The organism is Streptomyces sparsogenes, assembly GCF_001704635.1.
Lineage (GTDB): Bacteria > Actinomycetota > Actinomycetes > Streptomycetales > Streptomycetaceae > Streptomyces > Streptomyces sparsogenes.
The window spans coordinates 12,765-34,586 of sequence record NZ_MAXF01000127.1 but is presented as its reverse complement, the minus strand read 5'-3'; the positions used below and the strand labels follow the sequence as shown (position 1 = coordinate 34,586).

Genomic DNA, 21,822 nt, shown 5'->3' with positions numbered 1-21,822 from the left:
CGCGGCGGTCACGTCCTCCTGGACCGGCGCCGCAGCCGCAGCGGCATCCCCATCGGGGGCGGCGGCCTCCGGCGCGACAGGCGCGTCCTCAACACCGGACGACCCAGCCGCGTCGCCGTCACCAGCGGGTGCGTTGGCCGCAGGCACGGCCGTCGCATCTTCCTCAACCGGTTCCTGAACCGGCGCCGCAGCCTCAGCCACAGCCTCCTCCGGGGCGGCGGCAGGCGCGGCATCGGAAGCGGCTGCCTCCGGCGCGGCGGGCACGCCCTCACCACCGGGCACTTCAGCCGCAGGCACAGCCGCAGCGCCTTCACCGGCCGGCGCCGCAGCCACAGCCTCCTCCGGGGCGGCGGCAGGCGCGGCATCGGAGGCAACGGCCTCCGGCGCGGCGGTGCCCTCGCCACCGGACGGCTCAGCCACAGGAACGCCCGTGGCGGCGTCGCCCTCGGCGGGCGGCGCGGCAGCGGCCGGCGCCTCGGCCTCGTCGGCAGGGTCCTCGCCGACCGCGTCAGCGGGCGTCTCGGCTTCAGGCGTGCCGGGCGCGGGTGCGTCGGGCGTCGCGGCGTCAGCCGGAGGGGTCGCAGCAGGGGCCGTCGCAGGGGCGTCGCCGGGCGGCGCGGCTGGGGCCTCCTCGGTCGCGGGGGAGCCCTCCGTGGGTGCTTCGTCGGTCGGGGCGGCCTTAGCCGCCTCGGCGTCCTCCGTCTCGGGCGCGGGCGCGGCGGGCGCGTCCTCACCCGCCGACGGGTCCGCGACACCCGCGTCCCCGCCGGGCGCGACGGCGTTCTCCACCCCGGCTGCGTCAGCGGCGGGCGCGTGGTCGTCAGTCGTCGGCGGCGCGTCGGAGAGATCGTCGGCCGGCGCGGGGGCGGCTTCGGCGGCTGTGTTCTGATCGGGCGTCTGCTCGGCCTGCTGGCTCTGGCCGCGCGCGGCGCGGCGGCGGGAGGCCCGTCCCTGGGGGGCCGCTGCCGGGTCGGCGGGGAGCTCTGCCTGAGGCTCGTCAGCCGGGGGCGCGCTCTGGGCGGGGGCTCGGCCGCGGGCCGCGCGGCGGCGTGCGGCACGGCCCTGCGGGGCCTGCGGCGCGGCGGTTTCGGGAGCCGCGGCCTGCTCGGCGGCGGGCTCGGCCGGGGCGTCCTCCGCCGCGGGCGGCTCCTGAGGCTGCTCGGGGGCCTCGGGTGAGGGGGCCTCAGCGACTATGGCGTGGCCCGGGGCCACGGGTACGGGCTGCGGGGCGGGCTCGGCCGGGGGCGCGGCGCCGTCCGCCTGGGCCGGGATGGTGATGCCGCCGGGCGGCTGCGCGGTGGGCTGCGCGGGCTGCGCACCGGCCTCTGCGTGGGGGTGGCCCTGGGCCGGGATCCCGGGCACAGGGCCCGCGTAAGCCTCTGCGGCGCCCGGCGCGGTGTCCGTGCCGGGGGCGTACGCCGGGCCCTGCTGCACTGCGGCGGCGTCGGGGTGGACCTGCGCGGGGATACCGACGGCCGGGTCCATGCCCTGCGGGTCGGCCACCGCCGGGTCGGCGAACTGCTCCTGCTCGTACGGGCCCGGCGCGTCGTGCCCCTCGGCAGGGCTCGGCTCTTCCGTCACCGGGGTCGCGGCCTGGGGGCCCTGGGCGTCCCAGGGTCTGCCGGGCTGGGGGATGTCCGCGAGCTGCGGGCCCGGGAGCGGCTCGGCGTCCTCGCGCGGCGCCTCGGCGTATTGGGGCCCGGCGGCGGGCGGTTCGGCCTGGCGGACGGGAGCGACGGGGGTGGGAGCGTCGGCCGGGCCGCGGTCGGCGAGTGAGCGCACGATGCCGTTGGACAGGTCGGGCACCGGCGGGCCCATGTGCAGCGGGCGCCGGGGCGGGGTGGGGGCGGCGTGCGCGAGTGGCTTGGGCGACGGGGTGGCCTGCGCGGGGTTGGGCTGGGCGGGGTTCGGCAGGGCGGCAGTGGGGTGGGCGGGGGCGTCCTGGTTGGCGGCGGGCTGCGCGGGCGCCGGCTGGGCGGGAGCGGCCTGGGCAGGGTGGGGGTCGGGCCGCTGTGCGTCCTCGAACTGGGCGTGCTCGACATGCGCGACGTGCTCGACGTGCTCCGCCTGCTCGGCGTAGTCGGCATACCCGGTCTCCGCCGGTCCCCCGCCGTAGCCGCCCGGGCCCTGGTCGTAGATCCCGGCCGACGCCGGGTCGTAGCCCTGGGCCTGGGCCTGGTCGTAGGCGAAGCCCCCGGTCTCGTACCCGCCGGGCAGGTGGGTCATGGGCTGCTGGTACGGGTCCTGGTACTGCGGCTGGTGCTCGCTCCAGGCGCCCTGTGCGCCGGGCATGAGAAGGAGGTCGTCCTCCTCGCCGGCCGCGTCCTGCGGGTCGAGGAAGGCATACGGGGACTGCGGCTGTGGCTGCGACTGCTCGATGAAGCCGGCGTCGGCAGGGGGGGTGTGGACATCCGCGGGATGCGGCTGCCCGAGTCGTCCGCCCGCGTTCTCCGGCAGCCCCTCGCCCGGGACCTGGCCGGTGTCGGTCATGCGTACCCCTCGCCCATCGCTAGTGCTCCTTCCAACCCGCCTACCGCCTAGAGCAAGCCTCAGAGGCAAGAACGAGCGCACGCGGTGCGCGGCACGTAGCACGCCCGAGGCATTGCCTACCGCGGCCCGTCAAGAGGGGAACGCAATCCGGCCATTGGCCGATATAGCGCCGAACGCCGGGCAGCGGCACAGGCAGTACAACGATCTGCCAGCCTACCTCGGGCGCCGCCCGGCGAGGGTCATGGGGCGAGGGTCGCGGGACAGGGCCCGGGGTGGTTCCCGCCGGTGGGCGGGGAGAACGTCACCAGGCGAAACTCACAGGTGCGCGCGGTGACCGCACACCAGGAAGGCCACCGCCCGCTCCCGTTCGGCCCAGACCCGGGTGTCCATTTCCACGCACTGCACGAGGGCGCACTCGACGGCGTACCCGCCGTCCTCCAGCGCCCGGCAGACGGCTTCCGCCTCGTCCCGGGTCGCGGCATGTGTGACGATCCGCTCGGGGCGGCGGGCGGCGCACGCGGCGACGACGTCCGGGCCTCCGCCGCCGATCCGCACGACGTCCGGCTCGGGCAGGTCTTCGAGGATCTGGGGCGCGGTGCCGTGGACGACCTGGAGCTGTACGCCGAAGCGGCGGGCGAGGGCCTCGGTGCGCCCGCAGACGTCCGGATCGCGGTCCACGGCGATGACGGCGGCGCCGAATCCGGCCGTCTCCACGGCGGCCGCGCCGCTGCCGACGCCGATGTCCCAGACCAGGTCGCCGACCCGGGGGCCGAGTCGGGCCAGTTGGGCGGCGCGCATCTGGGGTGACTCGCTCTCGCCCAGGACGGTGGCGTAGGCGGGCGCGGGCAGCGCCCAGCCGCGTACCGCGCCCGGGTAGCCCGGGTCGCGCCCGGCGAGCCACCCACCGACCTGCGGCGCGCCGCGCGCGGCGCCCGGGGCCGGCGCGCCGCGCGCCGCGGTGGCGCCGGAGCCGCCGATGACGATGACGACGTTCGGGTCGCGCCAGGTGTGGTCGACGGCCTTGTCGGAGGTCAGCACGGTGACCTGCTCCCGCTGGGTGCCCAGGGCCTCGCAGATGACGAAGGTGCGGTGCACCGGGCCGAGGAGGAGCGCGAGTTCGGCGGGGCCGGCGCCGGGCGAGGTGAGCACCGCCACCTTGGGGTGGGCGCGGCAGACGTTGACGGCGCGGCGCAGGTCGCGGCTGTGGGCGACGACGACCTGGGCGTCGTCCCAGGGCATTCCGGCCCGGGCGAAGGCGGCGGCGACGGAGGAGACCGCGGGGACGACCTCCACCTCCAGGCCGTATTCGGGCGCCCGCAGCGCGCGTACGACACCGAAGTACCCGGGGTCGCCGTCGGCCAGGACCACGGCCGAGCCGCGGTGCTGGGCGATGCGGCGGGCGGCGAGGTCCACGCTGCCGAGCCTGATCCGCTCGGCGCCCGGCGGCACTTCGGGCAGCGCCAGGTGGTGGGCGGCGCCGGCCACGAGGGTGGCCGCGCCGAGGGCGGAGCGGGCCACGTCCGTGAGCGGGGAGCCGTCCCAACCGATCACCGTGACGCGGTCGGCCATCGTCGTATGTCTCCCAAGGGTCGCGGGTGCGCGGCGGGTCGCCGCGGAGAGGGGTGGCGCCGGTGCGCGCGCCGTGGTTCGGGGGGCGCGGGATGCACGGGCCCGGAGAGATTATCCCGCCTGGTCCGGACCGCGGGACACAGGGCGCGGACCGCGGGGGCGCGCCGGGCGCGCCGAGGCGCTGCTCGATGCGGTGGAAGCGCCTGTCGGCGGGGCGCGCAAGGCGCCCGAGAAGGCCGCCGCACGGCGCCCGGGCGCATCACCCGAGCACGGCGCTCGGCCCGGAGCGCGCCGGGCGCGGAGCGCGGGCGGGAGGCGCGCCGGTAGCTGGGCGCGCCGGGCGCGGGATGCGGGCGCGTCAGTTCCAGTCGGAGTACGACGGGTAAGCGCTGAAGCCGTCCGTGTCCGCCATCGGGTCGCCGTGCACGCCGTGGAGGTCCTCCGGCAGCAGGCTCCAGACGATGACGTCGGTGCGCAGGTCCGTCCAGCCGCCGTCCTCCGTCTGGGTGCGCGCTATCCAGGCGTTGCGCAGCACGCCCTCGCTGATACAGCCGATCTTCTGGGCGACCTGCTGGGACGCGGCGTTGTCGGCCGCGGTGCGCAGCTCGAGCCGTTCGAACTTCTGGTCCTGGAAGAGCCAGCGGGCGACGGCCAGCGCGGATTCGGAGGCGTAGCCCTCGCCGCGCGCCCAGGGGGCGGTGACGTAGGAGATCTCGGTGGCCAGCACGCGCCAGTCGGTGTTGCTGAGGTGCACGATGCCGACGAGGCGCTGGGTGAGGAACTCGGCCACGGCGAAGACGATGCCGCGGCCCTCGGTGCGCTCGGCGGGCGCGATGCGCAGCGCCCATTCGCGGGCGTCCCGGGTGGTGTAGGGGTGGGGCGCCGAGGTCCAGGCGGTGACGAGTTCGTCGTTCATCATCTCCGTGAGCGCCGGCACGTCCGCTTCCTCGAACGGGCGCAGCACCAGCCGTTCCGTGCTGATGGAGATGTCCGGGAAGGTGGATGTCATGCGCCGCTCCGTAACCGGGGTCCAAGGCTTCAGGAAGAGCCCAGCATGCAGCATCGCTCGAGGGAAATGCAGCACGGGGTGGCCAAGCGGAAGGCTCCGTATCCGTTTGCGGGGTTCGGATACGGAGCCTTCGCGCGCGGGGGGCGGCTAACCGCCGGTGACCGGCAGCACCGCCCCCTTGTACTTCTCCTGGATGAATTTCCGCACTTCGGGCGAGGTGAGGAGCTTGGCCAGTTTCTTCACCCGCGGGTCGTCCTCATTGCCCTTCTTCACGGCGAGGACGTTGGCGTATTCGTTTCCCTTCACCGACTCCAGCAGCACCGCGTCCTTGGCCGGGTCGAGTCCGGCGTCGAGCGCGTAATTGCTGTTGATGACGGCCAGGTCGACATCGTCGAGTGAGCGCGGCAGCTGCGCCGGCTCCAGCTCCTTGAAGGTGAGCTTCTTCGGGTTGGCGGTGATGTCGGCGGGGCTCGCGGTGACCCCCGCGTCCTTCTTCAGCTCGATGAGCCCCTTGGCCGCCAGCAGTTTGAGGGCCCGTCCCTCGTTGGTGCTCTCGTTGGGCACCGCGACGGTCGCCCCGGTTTTGATGTCGGAGGGGTCCTTGACGCGCTTGGAGTAGGCGCCCATGGGCGGCAGATAGGCGTCCGTGACGGACACCAGGTCGGTGCCCTTCGTTTTGTTGAAGTTATCCAGGAAGGGGGCGTTCTGGTACAGGTTGGCGTCCAGCGAGCCTTCCTGGAGGGCGGTGTTCGGCAGGACGTAGTCCGTGAACTCCTTGACCTCGAGCTTGAGGCCCTCCTTGTCGGCCAGGTGCTTCTTGATGTGGTCGAGCACCTCGCCGGCCGGGACGGCGGTGGCCCCGACGACGAGCGTGTCGTCGTCCGGGCCGCCGCCGGAGCCCGCGCCGCACGCGGTCGGCCCGAGGGCGAGTGCCGCCGCGGCGAGAGGGACCGCGATCTTGCGCATGGGGTGGCTTCCTTCGGTGTCGCGCGTTCCGGGTCGGGATCCGGGTCGGGGTCCGCGATCAGAACGACGCGATGACGGAGCCGTCGTACTTGTCCTGGATGAACTTCTTCACCTCGGGGGAGGTGAGGAGCTTCGCGAGCTTCTTGACGCGGGGGTCGTTCTCGTTGCCCTTCTTCACGGCGAGGAAATTGCCGTAGGGGTTGTTCTTGGGCGACTCCAGGACGAGGGCGTCCTTGGCGGGCTTGAGGTCGGCCTCGATGGCGTAGTTGCCGTTGATGACCGCGGCGTCCACGTCGTCCAGGGAGCGGGGCAGCTGTGCGGCCTCCAGCTCCTTGAACTTCAGGTTCTTGGGGTTGTCGGCGATGTCCTTGGGGGTGGCCTCGTTGCCCGCGCCGCTCTTCAGCTTGATGACGCCGTTGGAATCCAGCAGCTTGAGGGCGCGGGCCTCGTTGACGGTGTCGTTGGGGATGGCGACGGTCGCGCCGCTCTTGAGGTCGTCGGCCTTCTTCACCTTGTGCGAGTACAGGCCGAGCGGCTCCAGGTGCACCGTCACGACGGGCACGATGTGGGTGCCCTTCTTCTTGTTGAAGTCGTCGAGGAACGGCTGGTTCTGGAAGTAGTTGGCGTCCACCGACCCGTCTTCGGTCGCCGTGTTCGGGGTGTTGTAGTCGGTGAATTCCTTGACCTCGAGCTTGAGGCCGGCCTTGTCCGCCAGGTGGTCCTTGACGTAGTTCAGGATCTCGGCGTGCGGGACCGGGCTCGCGGCGACGACGAGCGCGCCGTTCTTGTCGGAGCCGGAGTCCTTGCCGCAGGCGGCCAGGCCCAGGGTGAGGGCTCCGGCGGTGAGGGCGACAGCGAGGGTCTTGGTGGTGTTACGCACGAAAAGTGCCTTTCTTTTTGGGCGTACGAGGCCGCGGCGGGTGCGGGGCGCTCAGAGGAAAAGGGGTTGGGTGGTGGAGAGGGGCCGGGGTTCAGGGGGCCTCGGGGGCTTCGGCGACCTTGGCCACCGGGCCGGTCTCCTCGGCCCGCTTCGGGCCCCGCGAGAGCCACGGCCACGCGGCGGTCGAGGAGCGTCCGCGGTGGGACAGGGCCCGCGCGGCGAAGTCACCGGCGAACTGGATGATGGAGATCACCACGGCGAGGATCCCGACGGTGATCCACATCAGTTCGGTCTCGAAGCGCTGGTAGCCGTAGCGGATGGCGAGGTCGCCCAGGCCGCCGGCGCCGACCGTGCCGGCCATCGCCGAGTAGCCGATGAGCGCCACGATCGTGGTGGTCGCGCTGGAGATCAGCGAGGGCAGCGCCTCGGGCAGCAGGACCTTGCGTACGACGGTCCAGGTCGAGCCGCCCATGGACTGCACCGCCTCGACGAGCCCGCCGTCCACCTCGCGCACCGAGGTCTCCACGAGCCGGGCGAAGAAGGGGATGGCGCCGATCGCCAGGGGCACGATCGCGGCCTCGGGGCCGATGGTGGTGCCCACGATCAGGCGGGTGAAGGAGATCAGCGCGACCATGAGGATGATGAACGGCATGGAGCGGCCGATGTTCACGATCTGGCCGACGACCTTGTTCACCACGACGTTCTGCAGCACCCCGCCGCGGTCGGTGAGCACCAGCAGGATCCCGAGGGGCAGTCCGCCGACGACCGCGATCAGGGCCGACCAGCCGACCATGTAGAGCGTGTCCCAACAGGCCTGCTCGAGCAGGGGCTCCATCTCGGACCAGGTCACTTGGCACCTTCCTTGGTCAGCTTGAGGTCGCTCGCCCCGAGGTGGGCCGCCTCGGCGGCGCCCGCCACCTCGGCCTGCAGCCCCTGCTCGCGCAGGAACCCGATCGGTACGACGTTCTCCTCGAACGGGCCGGGCAGCTCGATCCGCATCCGGCCGACCTGCCGGCCGCCGACGGTGTCCATGGCGGCGCCGAGGATGGAGATGTCGATGTTGTAGGTGCGCGCCAGCTGGGAGATGACCGGCTTGGTCGCGGCCTCGCCCTGGAAGGTGACGTCCACCACGGTCCGGTCGGTGCCCGGCAGCTCCCCGCCGACCGGGAAGAGCTCCCGCGCCAGCTCGGAGCCGGGCGTGGCGAGCAGGTCGGCGACCGTGCCGGACTCCACGACCCGGCCGGCGCGCATCAGCGCGGCCGAGTCGCAGATCGACTTGACGACGTCCATCTCGTGGGTGATCAGCAGCACCGTCAGCCCGAGCTGCCGGTTCAGGTCGCGCAGCAGCTGGAGGATCGAGCGGGTGGTCTCCGGGTCCAGGGCGGAGGTCGCCTCGTCGGACAGCAGCACCTTGGGGTCGCCGGCCAGCGCGCGGGCGATGCCGACGCGCTGCTTCTGGCCGCCGGAGAGCTGCGCCGGGTACGCCTTGGCCTTGTCGGCGAGGCCCACCAGGTCCAGCAGTTCCAGGGCCTTTCGGGTGCGCTGCTTGCCGGAGACGCCGAGGATCTCCAGCGGCAGCTCGACGTTGTCCCGCACGGTGCGCGAGGAGAGCAGGTTGAAGTGCTGGAAGACCATCCCGATCCCGGTGCGGGCCTTGCGCAGCGCCGACCCCGCACGCTGGCCCCGTCCGGCGAGCGCGGTGAGGTCCTGGCCGGCCACGCTGACCGTGCCGGAGGTGGGGCGCTCCAGAAGGTTCACGCAGCGGATCAGGGTGGACTTGCCGGCGCCGCTCTGGCCGACGACGCCGTACACCTCACCCTCGCGGACGTGGAGGTCGACGCCGTCGAGGGCGGTGACCTCGCGGCCTCGTGAGCGGTAGACCTTGGTCAGGCCTGTCGTGGTGATCACAGGGGTTTCCGTCACTGTTGAGTGCGCGGCGGATGGTGCCGCCGGGCACGGTTCGTTCATTCCGGAACGCGGCGTGGATGTGCCCGAGGCGCACGCGAGCGCGGCGCGGCTTCGGGTTCCGGTGACGCGGGGCGGCCCGTCCGGCACGGGTGGGTGCGGACGCGGCTCTGCTCAGCGGGTCTCGCTTCGGGGCGCGAGGCTCGGACAGGGGCCCTCAGCGGTCACACATTCGACACATACAGCGAGCACCGGGCGTCTGGATCGCCTCGGTCGCGTGGGCGCGGCTGCTCGTCGTGGTCATGGGCGTAAGTAAAGCAGACACATGTGCGGGCCGATCAAACATGTCCGAATAGCGGACTTGTCGGACCAGTCTGTGGACAGCGGCGGGGTCGTTCACTCCCCCGCCGTGATCTCCAGTCCGTCCTGCGTGGCCTGGACGGACACGGCCGACAGGTCTTCGACGACGACGTCGGCGATCAGCTCGTCCCGGCCGGCGGTTGTGGTCAACGCCACGGTTCGCATCCCGGCGGCCCGGCCCGCCGTGAGCCCGGCGGGGGCGTCCTCGAAGACCACACAGCGGGCGGGCTCGAAGCCGAGCTTGGCGGCGGCCAGCAGAAAGGGCTCGGGGTCCGGCTTGCCGCGCGTGATGTCGTCCGCGCTGATCAGCAGGGCCGGGGAGATCCCGACCGCGGCCAGGCGGGCCTCGGCCAGCCGGCGGTTCGCGGAGGTCACCACCGCCCAGCGGTCCGCGGGGAGCCGCCCCAGCAGCTCGACCGTCCCGGGCAGCGCCACCACCCCGCCGCCGGGCACGTCCGCCAGCTCCAGTTCGTCGATGCGGGCGCGGGCCTCCGGAACGCGGTGGGCGGGCAGCAGATCGCCGATGATGTCGGAGGCGGGGCGGCCGTGCAGCTCGACCCGCGCGAAGTCCTCCGCCGGAATTCCGTACTCCGCCGCCCAGCGGCTCCAGCAACGGTGGACCGACTCCAGGGACGAGATGAGGGTTCCGTCATTGTCGAACAGCAGGGCGTCAGCGGAGATCTTCATATCGGGTCAGCGTACGAGGCCCGGCCTCGGGGTCGGGCACGTGGTGTCCGCCGGGGCCGATTACCCTCGTCCCCATGCTTGCCACCCCCTGTGTGCGCCGCCGCACCGCGCGGAGGTCACGTTGATCGACGCGCTGACGATCGCGCTCGGTGTGACCGCCCTCGCGCTCGCCGCGTGGTGCGGTTTCGCCGCCTACCGCGACCAGCCCACCAAGGACTGGCACTTCATCGGCATGGCCGTGGTGACCCTGCTGGGCCTCGCCCAGCTCGTCGTCGGGATCGTGCGGCTGGCGCGCGGGGAGCACCCCCACGACAGTGTGGCGATCTTCGTGGCGTATCTGATCGGCTCGGCGCTGGCCGTGCCGGTCGCGGCGTTCATGTCGCTGGCGGAGCGGACCCGGTGGGGGTCGGCGACGGTGGCGGGGGCCGCGGTGGTGCTGGCCGTGCTCGAGGTGCGGCTGTACGACATCTGGGGAGGCAGCGGTGCCTGAGCCGGCGTCCGAATCCACCACGCCCCAAGCCCCCGAGCCCCAAGCCCCCGAGCCTGTTTCCCCCGCGCCTGTTTCTTCCGCGCCCGACGCCGCCGCGCCGGGGCGGGCCCGGGCGGGCGGGCTCGGCCAGGGGCCGGGCCGGCTGCTGGTGCTGCTCTACGGGGTGTTCACCGTCGCGGCCGCGTCCCGCTCGATCTACCAGCTCGCCGCCCAGTACCACGAGGCCCCGCTCGCGTACATCCTCTCCGCGGTCTCGGGCGTCGTGTACGCCTTCATCACCGTCTCGCTGGTCCGCGGCGGGGAAGGGGCGCGCAAGGCGGCGTTCGTCTGCTGCGCCGCCGAGCTGCTGGGGGTGCTGACCATCGGCACCTGGACGCTCGCGGACCCCTCCGCCTTCCCCGACGAGACGGTGTGGTCGGACTACGGGATGGGCTACCTCTTCATCCCGATCTTCCTGCCGGTCACCGGGCTGATCTGGCTGCGCAAGCGCAAGGCCCGCCAGGACTGATCCCGGCGGGCCCCGCGGTGACAAAGCCGGGCGACGAGCCCGGGCGACGAGCCGGTCGGGGTGGGCGGCGCCCGGTGGCGTCAGGCGCTGGCCGCGTACGCCGAGGGCGTGGCTTCCTTCTCCAGGGTGACCAGGCTCAGCCGACGGTTGACCTCTTCGGTGCCCACCTGCGCGTAGCCGTACCGCCGGTACAGCCGCAGATTGCCCTCGCTGCGGTGGCCGGTGAACAGCCGGTACCGCTTGGCGTCCCGCTCCTCGGCCAGCCGCTCCTCGATCGCCGCGAGCAGCCGGCCGCCCAGGCCGTGGCGCTGCATCCGCGGGTGCACGATGAGCTTGCCAATGGCGGCGGTGCCCTTGTCGTCGACCGTGCCGCGGACCGATCCGACGACCTCCGCGCCGAGCCGGGCCACGAGCACGCAGCCCTGGCCCAGTTCGGCGCGGAGGTCGTCCAGCGACTGGGTCAGCGGCTCGATCGAGTAGTCCCCGTAGAGCTCGGCCTCCCGCTGGTAGCACAGGTACTGCAGCTTGAGGATCTGCTCGGCGTCGTCCGCGGTCGCCGCGGAGATGGTCACGCTCATGCCCATGTGCGCATGCCTCCCCTAGTCTCGGTCCACCGGCCGCGATGAGGGTAAGGACGCGACCGGGGTGTGGCCTGACCGGAGCCGCCGTGAAAGATACGCACGTCCGCCTCCGAGGCGCCGATTGTCTAACGCTCCTTTCCCCAGAGTTCAGGAGCCGCAATCTCCGCCGTGAGCATTCTGCGCAGGCAACCCAGACATCGGGAACGTACCGGGCCCAGGCTGCCCTGTGACATTCCCAACTCCCCCGCGATCTCGCGGTAGGTCAGGTCGGCGCGGGACAGCAGCGCGCCCAATAAAAGAGGGCAGCGGCCGGGCAGTCGGCGCACCGCCGCGCGCAGCGCCCGGCCCGTCTCCGCCGCGAGCACGGCCTGCTCGGCCGGCCGGGCCTCCGGGCCGGAGGGCGGGCCGTCGCCCACCGGGTCGTACGGCACCTCCCGCCGGGCCCGGCGCCGGGCGCCGCGCACCTCGGCCCGGACCGCTCCGCGCAGCCAGGCGGCGGGTTCGGGCGGTGGCCCCTCCTCGTGGGTGCGCTCCAGCAGCCGCAGCCACACCGCCTGTTCGAGCTCGGCGGGTTCGATGCCCGCGCCGTAGGCCTCGGCCGCCGCCTCGGCGGCGAGCAGGGGGCGGAGTTTCTCCAGAAGGTCCATACCCGGCGGGACGCGGGCCGCGCGGGGCCGGGTTGCCGACGCGCCGGTCTCTCACCCGACAGGGCGGCCGCGCGGACGCGGGTTGACGGCGTCGCGCCGGTGTCCGGAAACGCCCGGCGCGCGGCGGTGCCCCCGTACGGGCAGGGCACCGCCGCGCGCCGGAGCGGGCGTTCACCAGCTGGGGCGGGCGTTCACCGGCTCGAGCGGGCGTTCACCGGTTCTTGCGGAAGTCCTCGCGGGCGAGCAGCGCGGTGTCCGGGTTGTCGGAGAAGATCCCGTCGATGCCCGTCTCGAAGTACCTCTTGAAGGCGCCGAAGGCGTCCCCGTAGGCGGTGGCGTCGGTGCCGCGCCGGAAGTCGGCCGGGAGGAAGGAGTTCTCGTTGCGCATGGTGTAGGGGTGCAGCACCAGACCGGCCGCGTGCGCGTCCTTGACCAGCGGGGTGGGGGTGGTGAGCCTGCCGCTGGAGTCGCGCGGGATGATCAGCGACAGGTCGGGCCCGATGCCGTCGGCGTAGCCCGCGATCCACTCCAGGCCCTCGGGCTTGACCAGGTCCGCGACCGTGCGCGGGTCGCCGGCCTCGACGAAGTCCCAGGGCCGGCTGTTCGCGGTGGACAGCAGCACGACCGCCGGGGTGGCGACCAGCTTGCGCAGCCGCTGGATGCTGCTGGGCTCGAACGACTGGAGGAAGGTCGGCGAGTCCTTGCGGTGCCGCCCGTACGCGCGCAGCAGCTTGACCAGCCGCTCCTCCAGGCCGAGGCCGAGCTTGCGGAAGTAGGTGGGGTGCTTGGTCTCGACGTACAGCCAGATCCGGCGGCCGCGCTTGCGGCCCTCGCGCTCGGCCCACTGGAGCACTTCCTCGAAGGTGGGCACCTCCCAGCGGCCGTCGTAGAGCGTGTTGCGCTGGCGGGTGCCGGGGATGCGCTCCTTGGCGCGCAGGGTCTTCAGCTCGGCGAGCGTGAAGTCCTCGGTGAACCAGCCGGTCAGCGCGGTGCCGTCGACGGTCTTGGTGGTCTTGCGGTCCGCGAACTCGGGGTGCGCGGCCACGTCCGTGGTGGCCGTGATGTCGTTCTCGTGGCGGCAGACGAGATGCCCGTCCTTGGTGGGGACGAGGTCCTGCTCGATGATGTCGGCACCCAGGTCGAGGGCGAGCTGGTAGGAGCCGAGGGTGTGTTCGGGCCGGTATCCGCTGGCCCCCCGGTGCCCGATGACGGTGGGCACCGGCAGCCCGTGGCCCTTCCCGGACGCTGGCGCCGACGCCTCCGCCGCCGCGGCCGTGCCCGCGCCGCCCAGCGCCACCGCGCCCGCGCCAAGGGCCGCGGCCCCCAGGATGGCGCGCCGTCCGAGCTGTTGCTCCCGCTCCATGACCACTCCTCGCTGTGGAGTCCGGTACCTGTCAAAAACTGATCAAATGACGGCCCGATGGTAGGGGCGTAGGCCTTTCGGGCGGGAGACGTTGGACGGAACGCGTGGGAAACGTGGGTCAACAGTGCGTATCAGGTGGGTGAACCCGGTGTGCGCGGGGGCGTGACCGGCGAGTATCGTCTCATCGGCGCACGTGTGCGGTATCGGGTTGACTCACCCTGGGTGACCCGCCGCGTACGGGCGCCTTCGCCCATGACCCCGACCGGAGGGCCCGTTGTCCCGATTCGCGTTCCTGAAGGCAGTGCTCGGTCCGCTGATGCGTCTGATGTTCCGCCCGCAGGTCGAGGGGGCGGAGCGGATCCCGGGCTCCGGCCCGGTCATCCTGGCGGGGAACCATCTCACCTTCATCGACTCGATGATCCTGCCGCTGGTCTGTGACCGCCAGGTCGTCTTCATCGGCAAGGACGAGTACGTCACGGGCAAGGGCCTCAAGGGCCGGCTGATGGCGTGGTTCTTCACCGGCGTCGGCATGATCCCGGTGGACCGGGACGGCGGGCACGGCGGCGTGGCCGCGCTGATGACCGGCCGTCGGGTGCTGGAGGAGGGCAGGATCTTCGGCATCTACCCCGAGGGCACCCGCTCCCCCGACGGCCGTCTCTACCGCGGCCGCACCGGCATCGCCCGGCTCACCCTGATGACGGGCGCCCCCGTGGTGCCGTTCGCGGTGATCGGGACGGACCGGCTCCAGCCGGGCGGCAAGGGCCTGCCGCGGCCGGGCCGGGTCACGATCCGCTTCGGCGAGCCGCTGGAGTTCACGCGCTACGAGGGCATGGACCGCGACCGCTTCGTGCTGCGGGCGGTGACCGACGAGGTCATGAGCGAGGTCATGCGGCTGTCCGGGCAGGAGTACGTGGACATGTACGCCACCAAGGCGAAGGCCGCCTGACGGGCTCTGTCCCGTTCGTCCTTCTTCTCAGAACGCAGTTTTTCGGCGCGAGGCCGCCTGACATTGGCTCAGGCGGCCTCTTCGCCGTGTGCGGCGCGGTGTGTGACGCGGATCTTCGACTGCCGATGGGGCAGTTCCTCCCAGTCCTCCATGAACCGCGCCGCGAGCCCGTGGTCCGCGGCGAGCCGCACCAGGGTGTCCGTGCGGTAGTAGAAGTCCTCGCGCAGCACGTGGTGCTCGGGCCCGTCGGTGCGGTTGAAGGTGAAGTCGAAGTATCCGCCCGGGGCGAGCACGCGCGCGACATGGGCCAGGCACTCCTCGATCACCTCCCGGGGCGAGTGGGAGAAGACGCTGTGCGCGTGCACCACGGTGAAGTACGCCTCGGGGAGGGCCGCCAGGCGCAGGTCGCGCACCAGGCTCAGATGGGGCAGCTTGGCCTGAAGGCCGCGCCCCACCACGACGTCCTGGGCGGCGAGAAGGATGTCGGGTGAGATGTCGATGCCGTGGTAGTGGCCCGCGTCGAGGTAGTCGATGAGGCGCCACCCGGCGCGCAGATTGCCGCAGCCGATGTCCAGGACCCGGTCGTCGGGCCTCAGGCCGTGCCACAGGAGGTAGTCGTACTGCATCTTCCCCAGGGCGAGCCAACGCTCGTGCGAGGCGCTGCCGACGGCCGCCTCGGGACTGCGGGCGGTGTCGTCCCGCATCACCGCCCGGTAGTAGGCGATGTGGTCGCGCGTGGAGAGGCGCAGCCGCAGGTCCCGGGCCAGCCGCCGCAGGTAACGCGGCACCCGTTCGGGATGGCGTACGGCGTAGCGGACCTTGTGCAGCGGGCTCGCGCGGTTCTTGGTGCGGGGTGACGTCGCGTGGGGTGTCGTGGTGCGGGGTGTCGTGGTGCGTATGGGCATGCGGAGACCTCGCCTGACGCAGGGGTTACGTCGTGGTCGGGCCCATCCTCTCCGTGCCCGCGCGCCCTCGCCAGCCGCGCGTGGCGTCCGGGCCCCGCCGGGGCAATCCGGGGCTCTTCGCGGGGCCGGGCTCGCCCCCACGACGCCTTCGGCGGCAGCCCGCGCGGCGGGGGCTAACGGCGCGGCGGGGGCTTACGACGGGGCGGTGGGGCGGCTCAGGACCACACCAGCTTCGCCCGGTGGTCCCAGTACTCCCCGGGGGCCTCGGCCAGCTCCGCCAGGGCCGCCCGCTGTCCCCCGTCCAGCCGCAGCGTCGCCGCCGTCAGGTTGGATTCCAGCTGGGCGGTCGTCGCCGCGCCGGAGAGGACCACGCTCACCCACTGCTGGTGCAGCACCGCCGCGAGGGCGACCGCGTCGGGGCCCGCGCCCGTCTCCTCCGCGACGCGGCGCAGCGCCGCCGGGAGCTGCTCGGGCGCCGCGAGGCGACCGTTGGCCACGGCCTCCTTGACGATCACCGCGCGGCCCGCCTCGTGCGCCTCGGCCAGGGCCGCCCCGGCCGAGGGCTCGAGCAGGTTGTACGTGGACTGGACGGTGCGGAACAGCGGCTCCCCGTCCACGGTGACCTCCAGCGCGGCGCGGATCGCGTCGCGCTGGGCGGGTCCGCTGGTGGACAGCCCGATGGTGACGCCCTCGGCCGCGAGCCGGGCCAGCCGGGCCTGGAGCGCGGGGTCGGTGAGGGCCGGGCTGCCGGGGGTGACGGAGTGCACCTGGTAGAGGTCGAGCCGGTCGCCGAGCAGGGCGCGGCTCTCCGCGCTCTGGCGCTCGTACGTCGCGAGGCTGTGGTCCTTGACCTCGTGGGTCTCGGCGTCCGTGCGCCAGTCGGCGACGTAGGTGTAGCCCCACTTGCTGCCGATCACCACGTCCCGCGCCTCGGGGCGGCTCTCCAGCCAGCCAGCCAGGAACTCCTCGGCCCGCCCGTACGAGCGGGCGGCGTCGAGGTAGCGCACGCCCCGCGCGTACGCGGCGTCCAGCAGCTCATGGGTGCGCTCGCGCATCGCCTCGACGCCGCGCCCGGCCGGCAGGTCCCGCTCCCGGCCGAGGTTGATGTAGCCGGGGCGGCCCACGGCGGCCAGGCCGAGGCCGATCCGGGCCGTGGGGGTGGTGGCTGCCGCGAGGCGCGCGAACGGCATGGTCTGTCTGCCTCCTCGTATCGGACGGCGGGTCGGACGACGGGCCGGACGGCCGGGTGCCGGGCCGGGTGGCCGTCCGGTCAGTGTGCCGTGCGGCGGCGCGCGGTGTCAGCGCTTGGCGTCCGCCCACTCCCGCTGCACGGCCAGGTCGGCCTTCACCTCGGCGAGCTGCGCGGCCACCGCGGAGGGGGCCGTGCCGCCGCGGCCGTCGCGGGAGGCGAGCGCGCCGTGCACGTTGAGGACGGTGCGGACCTCGGGCGTCAGGTGCGGCGAGATCTTCGCGAACTGCTCGTCGCTGAGCTGGTCGAGCTCGATGCCCGCCCGCTCGCACTCCTTGACGCACTCCCCCGCCGTCTCATGCGCCACCCGGAACGGCACACCCTGCTTGACCAGCCATTCGGCGATGTCGGTGGCCAGCGAGAAGCCGGCCGGGGCCAGCTCCTCCATGCGCTCGCGGTTGACGGTCAGCGTGGCCATCATGCCGGTGAAGGCGGGGAGCAGGACCTCGAGCTGGTCGCAGGAGTCGAAGACCGGCTCCTTGTCCTCCTGGAGGTCGCGGTTGTACGCCAGCGGCAGCGCCTTGAGGGTGGCGAGCAGGCCGGTGAGGTTGCCGATCAGACGGCCGGACTTGCCGCGGGCGAGCTCGGCGATGTCCGGGTTCTTCTTCTGCGGCATGATCGACGAGCCGGTGGAGAAGGCGTCGTGGAGGGTGACGAAGGAGAACTCCTTCGTGTTCCAGATGATGACCTCCTCCGCGATCCGGGAGAGGTCGACGCCGATCATCGCGGTGATGAAGGCGAACTCGGCGACGAAGTCGCGGGAGGCCGTGCCGTCGATGGAGTTGGCCGAGGAGCCGCGCTCGAAGCCCAGGTCGGCGGCGACCGCCTGCGGGTCGAGGCCCAGGGAGGAGCCGGCCAGCGCCCCCGATCCGTACGGCGAGACGGCGGTGCGCTCGTCCCACTGGCGCAGCCGCTCCGCGTCCCTGGACAGCGCCTGGACATGGGCCAGGACGTGGTGGGCGAAGAGGACGGGCTGGGCGTGCTGGAGGTGGGTGCGGCCGGGCATGGCGACGTCCGGGTGGGCCTCGGCGAGCCCGACCAGCGCGCCCTGGAGGTCGGCGATCAGGCCGCCGATGATCCGGGCGTGGTCGCGCAGATACATCCGGAAGAGCGTGGCGACCTGGTCGTTGCGGGAGCGGCCGGCCCGCAGCTTGCCGCCCAGCTCGGGGCCGAGCCGCTCCAGCAGCCCGCGCTCGAGGGCGCTGTGCACGTCCTCGTCGGCGATGGTGCCGGTGAACGCGCCGGAGGCGACGTCCGCCTCCAGCCGGTCGAGCCCCGCCAGCATCCGCTCCAGCTCGTCCTCGGTGAGCAGCCCCGCCCCGCGCAGGACGCGCGCGTGGGCGCGGGACCCGGCGATGTCGTACGGGGCCAGGCGCCAGTCGAAGTGCACGGAGGCGCTCAGCTTCTCCAGTGCCTCGGACGGCCCGTCGGCGAAGCGGCCGCCCCACAGGCGTACGTCACCGTTGTTGCCGTTGCTCACGCTGCTGCTCCTTGAAGGCTATGGGGGTGCGACCGCCGGATGGCGACGGAGGTCTCCCGACCGATGGCATAAGTATGCATTGGGCCGTATGTTTCGTCAAAGCGTCCCGGGTGGCGTGGCAGGCAGCCGGGTGCGCCGCGGGACCGGCGCCGGGTTGGCCTGGTGGATCCGGGGTGGGCGGCCCCCAGCGCGTCGGCCGGGGCGGTGCCTGAGTTTCGAGAAATCTCGGCGCCGTTGAGACACCGGCGCCCCTGAACCGTACTCCCCGGCACCGGAGCCGTCCGGTGACGCGCGGACGCGTGCGGAAAGGGGACAGGCCGTTGACGACGGTGACGAACAGCCGGACCGAGCGGCGGGAGGTGATGCGGCGCATCCGTCCCCGCCGCTCTCCCGCCGTGCCGCTTTCCCTGCTGAGCTGGGCGGGGGCCGCGGCCGTGGTGACGCTGTGGTGGCGGAACACCCCGAACGTGGTCGGCGACGCCGCCTGGCTGGTCGGCGGCGGGCGGCTGACCGGGCTGCTCAGCGGGTACTCCATCGCGCTGGTGGTGCTGCTGATGGCGCGCGTTCCGGCGCTGGAGCGGCGCGTGGGGTCGGACCGGGTCGCGCGGTGGCACGCCATGAGCGGCCGGTACACGCTGTGCCTCGTCCTCGCCCATATCGTGCTGATCATCTGGGGGTACGCCGCCCAGGCGCGGACCGGCGTCGTCGACCAGACCGTGACCGTGGTGACCGAGTACCCCGACATGGTCAGGGCGGTGATCGGCACCGCGCTGCTGCTGCTGGTCGGCCTGGTCTCCGCGGGGACGGTGCGCCGCCGGATGCCGTACGAGGCCTGGTACTACCTGCACCTGATGACCTACGCGGGCGTGTACCTGGCCTTCTGGCACCAGCTGGCCGCCGGCGCCGAGTTCGTCGCCGACGAGACGGCCCGTACCGCCTGGTACGCGCTGTACGGCACCGTCACCGCCGCCCTGGTGTGGTTCCGGGTGCTGGTCCCGGTGGGGCTGAACCTGCGGCACCGGATGCGGGTGCTGGCCGTCGTGCCCGAGGCGCCCGGCATGGTCTCGGTGGTGATCGGCGGGCGGGATCTGGACCGGCTGGGCGCGGAGCCGGGGCAGTTCTTCCGCTGGCGGTTCCTGGCGCCGGGCCTGCGGTGGGGCTCGCATCCGTACTCGCTGTCCGCTCCCCCGCAGCCCGAGCGGCTGCGGATCACGGTCAAGGCGGTGGGCGGGCACAGCTCGGCGCTCGCCGCGCTGGAGCCGGGGACCCGGGTGTGGGCCGAGGGGCCGTACGGGTCGATGACCCCCGGCCGGCGCAGCCGCAGCAAGGTGCTGCTGATCGCGGGCGGGGCGGGGATCACCCCGCTGCGGGCGCTGTTCGAGACGCTGCCCGGCCGTGGCGGCGACATCACGCTCCTCTACCGGGCCCGCAGCATGGAGGACCTGGCGCTGTGGGACGAGCTCCAGCGGATCGCCGAGGAGCGCGGGGCCCGGCTGCTGTACGCCGTGAACGGGCCGGACGGCGCGCGCCCGGAGATCACCGCCGAGCGGCTGCGCACCGTGCTGCCCGACATCGACCGCCACGACGTCTTTCTGTGCGGGCCTCCGGGCCTGGCCGAGCACGCGTACGCGGCGCTGCGCGAGGCCGGGGTGCCCGATCGCCGCATCCACCACGAGTCGTTCGAGATGTAGTCCTGCGAACCGTGTAGTTCAGCCGAAACGCAAGGGAGGCGGAGTCATGAAGAGGAAACATCCGCTGCGCCGGATCGTCCTGGGCACCGCGGCCACCGTCTCCGGGATCGTGCTGCTGCTCGCCCTGAAGCAGCCGGGCTCGGAGCCGGTCGCCGCGGTCGGCCCGGGCAGCCCCGCCGGGCAGGCGTCCGCCACCGCGCCGGCGGCGCCGCCCGCCGCGGGCGGCAGGGGCGGTGACGGCGGAGGCGGGCGTACGGTCACCGGCGACGCGGCCCGGACCCAGTACGGCCCGGTCCAGGTGAGCGTGACCGTCAGCGGGGGGAGGATCACCGCCGCCACGGCCGTCAAGACCCCCGACTCCGGCCCGCGGAGCGAACAGATCGCCGCGAACTCGGTCCCCAAGCTGAACCAGGCGGCGCTGACCGCCCAGAGCGCGAGGATCGACACCGTCTCCGGCGCCACGTACACCAGCGAGGGCTACCGGAAGTCGCTGCAGAGCGCGCTGGACAAGGCCGGGCTGTGAGGGACGGCGAGCCGCGGCGCATGCTGCACGTCGAGGAGGCCATGGGCACGGTCTTCTCCCTGGACGTCCGCGAGGTGCCCGGCGCCGGCCGGCCCCGGGTGCGGGCCGCGCTGGACGGGGCGGCGGCCTGGCTGCACCGGGTCGACGAGGTCTTCTCCCCCTGGCGGGCGGACAGCCAGCTCAGCCGGCTGCGCCGCGGCGAACTGGAGCTGTCGCGGTGCGACGCCGATGTGCGGGACGTGCTGCGGCTCTGCGACGAGGCCGAGCGGACGAGCGGCGGCTGGTTCAGCGCCCGCTACGCCGGAGAGGTGGACCCCACCGGCCTGGTCAAGGGCTGGGCGGTGGAGCGCGCCGCCCGGATGCTGGTGTCGGCCGGCGCCGGGTCGGTGTGCGTCAACGGCGGCGGGGACGTCCAGACCCACGGGGGGCCGTGGCGGGTGGGCATCGCCGACCCCCTGCGCCCCGGGGAGCTGGCCGCGGTGGTGGAGGCGCGCGGCGAGCTGGCGGTGGCGACCTCCGGCCCGGCCGAGCGCGGCTGCCACATCCTGGACCCGTACACCGGCGCGCCCCCCGCGGACCAGCTCGCCTCGGTCACCGTGGTGTGCCGCGGCCTGGCCGACGCGGACGCCTGGGCCACCGCGGCCTGTGCGATGGGCGCCGAGCGGGCCCGGCGCTGGCTTCAGCGGCTGCCGGACGCGGCGGCGTTCGCCGTGACGGCCGACGGCACCACATGGCGGACGAGCGGCTTCACGCGGTACGACGCGGCGATGTGCGTCTGACGCGCCGCGCCCGGAGCCCGAGTCGCGCCGGGTCCTTGGTCGCTGTGAGCCGTGAGCAGGGTCAGCGGCCCGGCGGCCGCCAGGTCGCGCAGGCTGCCTCCGTGCTTCGGCATGCTCCATGAAAAGACCGGCCGCGCCGGCTCGCCGCCCGGATAATGCGCCTCATGGGAAAGGTCTACGAACGCATAGACGGCAGGCTGCGCGCCTTCATCGAACAGCAGAAGATCTTTTTCACCGCCACCGCCCCGCTCGCCGGGGACGGCACGGTGAACCTCTCGCCGAAGGGGCTGACCGGCTCCTTCGCCGTCCTCGACGAGCTGACCGTGGCCTATCTGGACTTCGCGGGGAGCAACGCGGAGACCATCGCGCACCTGCGGGAGAACGGCCGCATCACCTTGATGTGGTGCGCCTTCACCGGCCCGCCGAACATCGTGCGCGTCCACGGCCGCGGCGAGCCGGTCTTCCGTGACGACCCGCGCTTCGCGGACCTGCTGGAGCACTTCCCGGACATCGACGTGGACGCCCACGGGCTGCGGGCGATCATCGTGGTGACGGCCGACCTGATCCGGGACACCTGCGGCTTCGCGGTCCCCTTCATGGACTACCGGGAGGACCGCACGCTGCACGGCGACCGCTTCCGGCGCGAGGACGACGACACGCTGAGCGCGTACTTCGAGAAGAAGGAGCACGTGGCGACGAGCATCGACGGGCTGCCGGGCCTGCCGCTCCCGCTGCCGCCCCGTGCCTGAGCGACGTATCGGTGTAGCGACCAGATAACGAGACGGTGTTGCGCG

At 73.3% G+C, this 21,822-nt stretch carries 21 protein-coding genes; 7 read left to right on the top strand and 14 right to left on the bottom strand.

Going from position 1 to position 21,822, the window contains the following annotated elements:
* From BBH68_RS26470 to BBH68_RS26435, 8 genes are all read right to left on the bottom strand, one after another.
* Positions 1 to 2,490 (bottom strand): DNA polymerase III subunit gamma/tau domain-containing protein (locus BBH68_RS26470; RefSeq protein WP_483855357.1); only part of this gene is annotated, 2,490 nt, incomplete at its 3' end.
* A 315-nt stretch (positions 2,491 to 2,805) separates the two neighbouring features.
* Positions 2,806 to 4,059: a precorrin-6y C5,15-methyltransferase (decarboxylating) subunit CbiE gene (gene cbiE / locus BBH68_RS26465; RefSeq protein ID WP_065966047.1), complete on the bottom strand. Its 1,254-nt coding sequence runs from the start codon at positions 4,057 to 4,059 to the stop codon at positions 2,806 to 2,808.
* Positions 4,060 to 4,417: 358 nt separating this feature from the next.
* Positions 4,418 to 5,068, bottom strand: a complete 651-nt coding sequence (locus BBH68_RS26460; RefSeq protein ID WP_065966045.1) for a GNAT family N-acetyltransferase — start codon at positions 5,066 to 5,068, stop codon at positions 4,418 to 4,420.
* A 147-nt stretch (positions 5,069 to 5,215) separates the two neighbouring features.
* Entirely contained in the window at positions 5,216 to 6,034 is an 819-nt protein-coding gene (locus tag BBH68_RS26455; protein ID WP_065966044.1) for a MetQ/NlpA family ABC transporter substrate-binding protein, read from the bottom strand.
* Positions 6,035 to 6,092: 58 nt separating this feature from the next.
* Entirely contained in the window at positions 6,093 to 6,914 is an 822-nt protein-coding gene (locus tag BBH68_RS26450) for a MetQ/NlpA family ABC transporter substrate-binding protein (RefSeq protein WP_065966042.1), read from the bottom strand.
* A gap of 91 nt (positions 6,915 to 7,005) precedes the next feature.
* The gene (locus tag BBH68_RS26445; protein WP_065966040.1) at positions 7,006 to 7,764 is read right to left on the bottom strand and encodes a methionine ABC transporter permease; all 759 of its coding nucleotides are present in this window, start codon (positions 7,762 to 7,764) and stop codon (positions 7,006 to 7,008) included.
* Positions 7,761 to 8,882 (bottom strand): methionine ABC transporter ATP-binding protein, encoded by a 1,122-nt coding sequence (locus BBH68_RS26440; RefSeq protein WP_076970618.1) that lies wholly within the window; start codon positions 8,880 to 8,882, stop codon positions 7,761 to 7,763. Before BBH68_RS26440 ends, BBH68_RS26445 begins: the two co-directional genes overlap by 4 nt.
* Before the next feature lie 333 nt (positions 8,883 to 9,215).
* A complete protein-coding gene (locus tag BBH68_RS26435) occupies positions 9,216 to 9,866 on the bottom strand; it encodes an HAD family hydrolase (RefSeq protein ID WP_065966036.1) in 651 nt (216 codons plus the stop codon).
* 121 nt (positions 9,867 to 9,987) lie between these two features.
* Between BBH68_RS26435 and BBH68_RS26430 the strand changes: the two genes are divergently transcribed.
* A complete protein-coding gene (locus BBH68_RS26430) occupies positions 9,988 to 10,356 on the top strand; it encodes a hypothetical protein (protein WP_065966034.1) in 369 nt (122 codons plus the stop codon).
* A gap of 142 nt (positions 10,357 to 10,498) precedes the next feature.
* Positions 10,499 to 10,864: a hypothetical protein gene (locus BBH68_RS26425; protein ID WP_065966056.1), complete on the top strand. Its 366-nt coding sequence runs from the start codon at positions 10,499 to 10,501 to the stop codon at positions 10,862 to 10,864.
* Positions 10,865 to 10,944: 80 nt separating this feature from the next.
* Here BBH68_RS26425 and BBH68_RS26420 read toward each other — a convergent pair whose 3' ends face one another.
* From BBH68_RS26420 to BBH68_RS26410, 3 genes are all read right to left on the bottom strand, one after another.
* Positions 10,945 to 11,448, bottom strand: a complete 504-nt coding sequence (locus tag BBH68_RS26420; RefSeq protein ID WP_065966032.1) for a GNAT family N-acetyltransferase — start codon at positions 11,446 to 11,448, stop codon at positions 10,945 to 10,947.
* Between the two features lie 122 nt (positions 11,449 to 11,570).
* Positions 11,571 to 12,092: an RNA polymerase sigma factor gene (locus BBH68_RS26415; RefSeq protein ID WP_065966030.1), complete on the bottom strand. Its 522-nt coding sequence runs from the start codon at positions 12,090 to 12,092 to the stop codon at positions 11,571 to 11,573.
* Positions 12,093 to 12,303: 211 nt separating this feature from the next.
* A complete protein-coding gene (locus BBH68_RS26410; protein WP_104531414.1) occupies positions 12,304 to 13,455 on the bottom strand; it encodes a glycerophosphodiester phosphodiesterase in 1,152 nt (383 codons plus the stop codon).
* 274 nt (positions 13,456 to 13,729) lie between these two features.
* Here BBH68_RS26410 and BBH68_RS26405 point away from each other — a divergent pair, with 274 nt between their 5' ends.
* Positions 13,730 to 14,401: a lysophospholipid acyltransferase family protein gene (locus tag BBH68_RS26405; protein WP_065966027.1), complete on the top strand. Its 672-nt coding sequence runs from the start codon at positions 13,730 to 13,732 to the stop codon at positions 14,399 to 14,401.
* Between the two features lie 68 nt (positions 14,402 to 14,469).
* Here the strand turns inward: BBH68_RS26405 and BBH68_RS26400 are convergent, their stop codons facing one another.
* From BBH68_RS26400 to argH, 3 genes are all read right to left on the bottom strand, one after another.
* On the bottom strand, positions 14,470 to 15,306 hold the full coding sequence (locus BBH68_RS26400; protein WP_079151217.1) for a class I SAM-dependent DNA methyltransferase: 837 nt from the start codon (positions 15,304 to 15,306) through the stop codon (positions 14,470 to 14,472).
* A gap of 215 nt (positions 15,307 to 15,521) precedes the next feature.
* A complete protein-coding gene (locus BBH68_RS26395) occupies positions 15,522 to 16,496 on the bottom strand; it encodes an aldo/keto reductase (RefSeq protein ID WP_065966026.1) in 975 nt (324 codons plus the stop codon).
* 108 nt (positions 16,497 to 16,604) lie between these two features.
* Complete coding sequence (gene argH / locus BBH68_RS26390; RefSeq protein WP_065966025.1) at positions 16,605 to 18,035, bottom strand: argininosuccinate lyase; 1,431 nt, start codon at positions 18,033 to 18,035, stop codon at positions 16,605 to 16,607.
* A gap of 362 nt (positions 18,036 to 18,397) precedes the next feature.
* Between argH and BBH68_RS26385 the strand changes: the two genes are divergently transcribed.
* From BBH68_RS26385 to BBH68_RS26370, 4 genes are all read left to right on the top strand, one after another.
* Positions 18,398 to 19,726: a ferredoxin reductase family protein gene (locus tag BBH68_RS26385; protein WP_065966054.1), complete on the top strand. Its 1,329-nt coding sequence runs from the start codon at positions 18,398 to 18,400 to the stop codon at positions 19,724 to 19,726.
* Positions 19,727 to 19,772: 46 nt separating this feature from the next.
* Positions 19,773 to 20,249, top strand: a complete 477-nt coding sequence (locus BBH68_RS26380) for an FMN-binding protein (protein ID WP_065966024.1) — start codon at positions 19,773 to 19,775, stop codon at positions 20,247 to 20,249.
* Positions 20,250 to 20,290: 41 nt separating this feature from the next.
* Positions 20,291 to 21,028 (top strand): FAD:protein FMN transferase, encoded by a 738-nt coding sequence (locus tag BBH68_RS26375; protein ID WP_065966052.1) that lies wholly within the window; start codon positions 20,291 to 20,293, stop codon positions 21,026 to 21,028.
* 164 nt (positions 21,029 to 21,192) lie between these two features.
* Complete coding sequence (locus tag BBH68_RS26370) at positions 21,193 to 21,777, top strand: pyridoxamine 5'-phosphate oxidase family protein (protein WP_065966050.1); 585 nt, start codon at positions 21,193 to 21,195, stop codon at positions 21,775 to 21,777.
* The last annotated feature ends 45 nt before the right edge of the window (positions 21,778 to 21,822 follow it).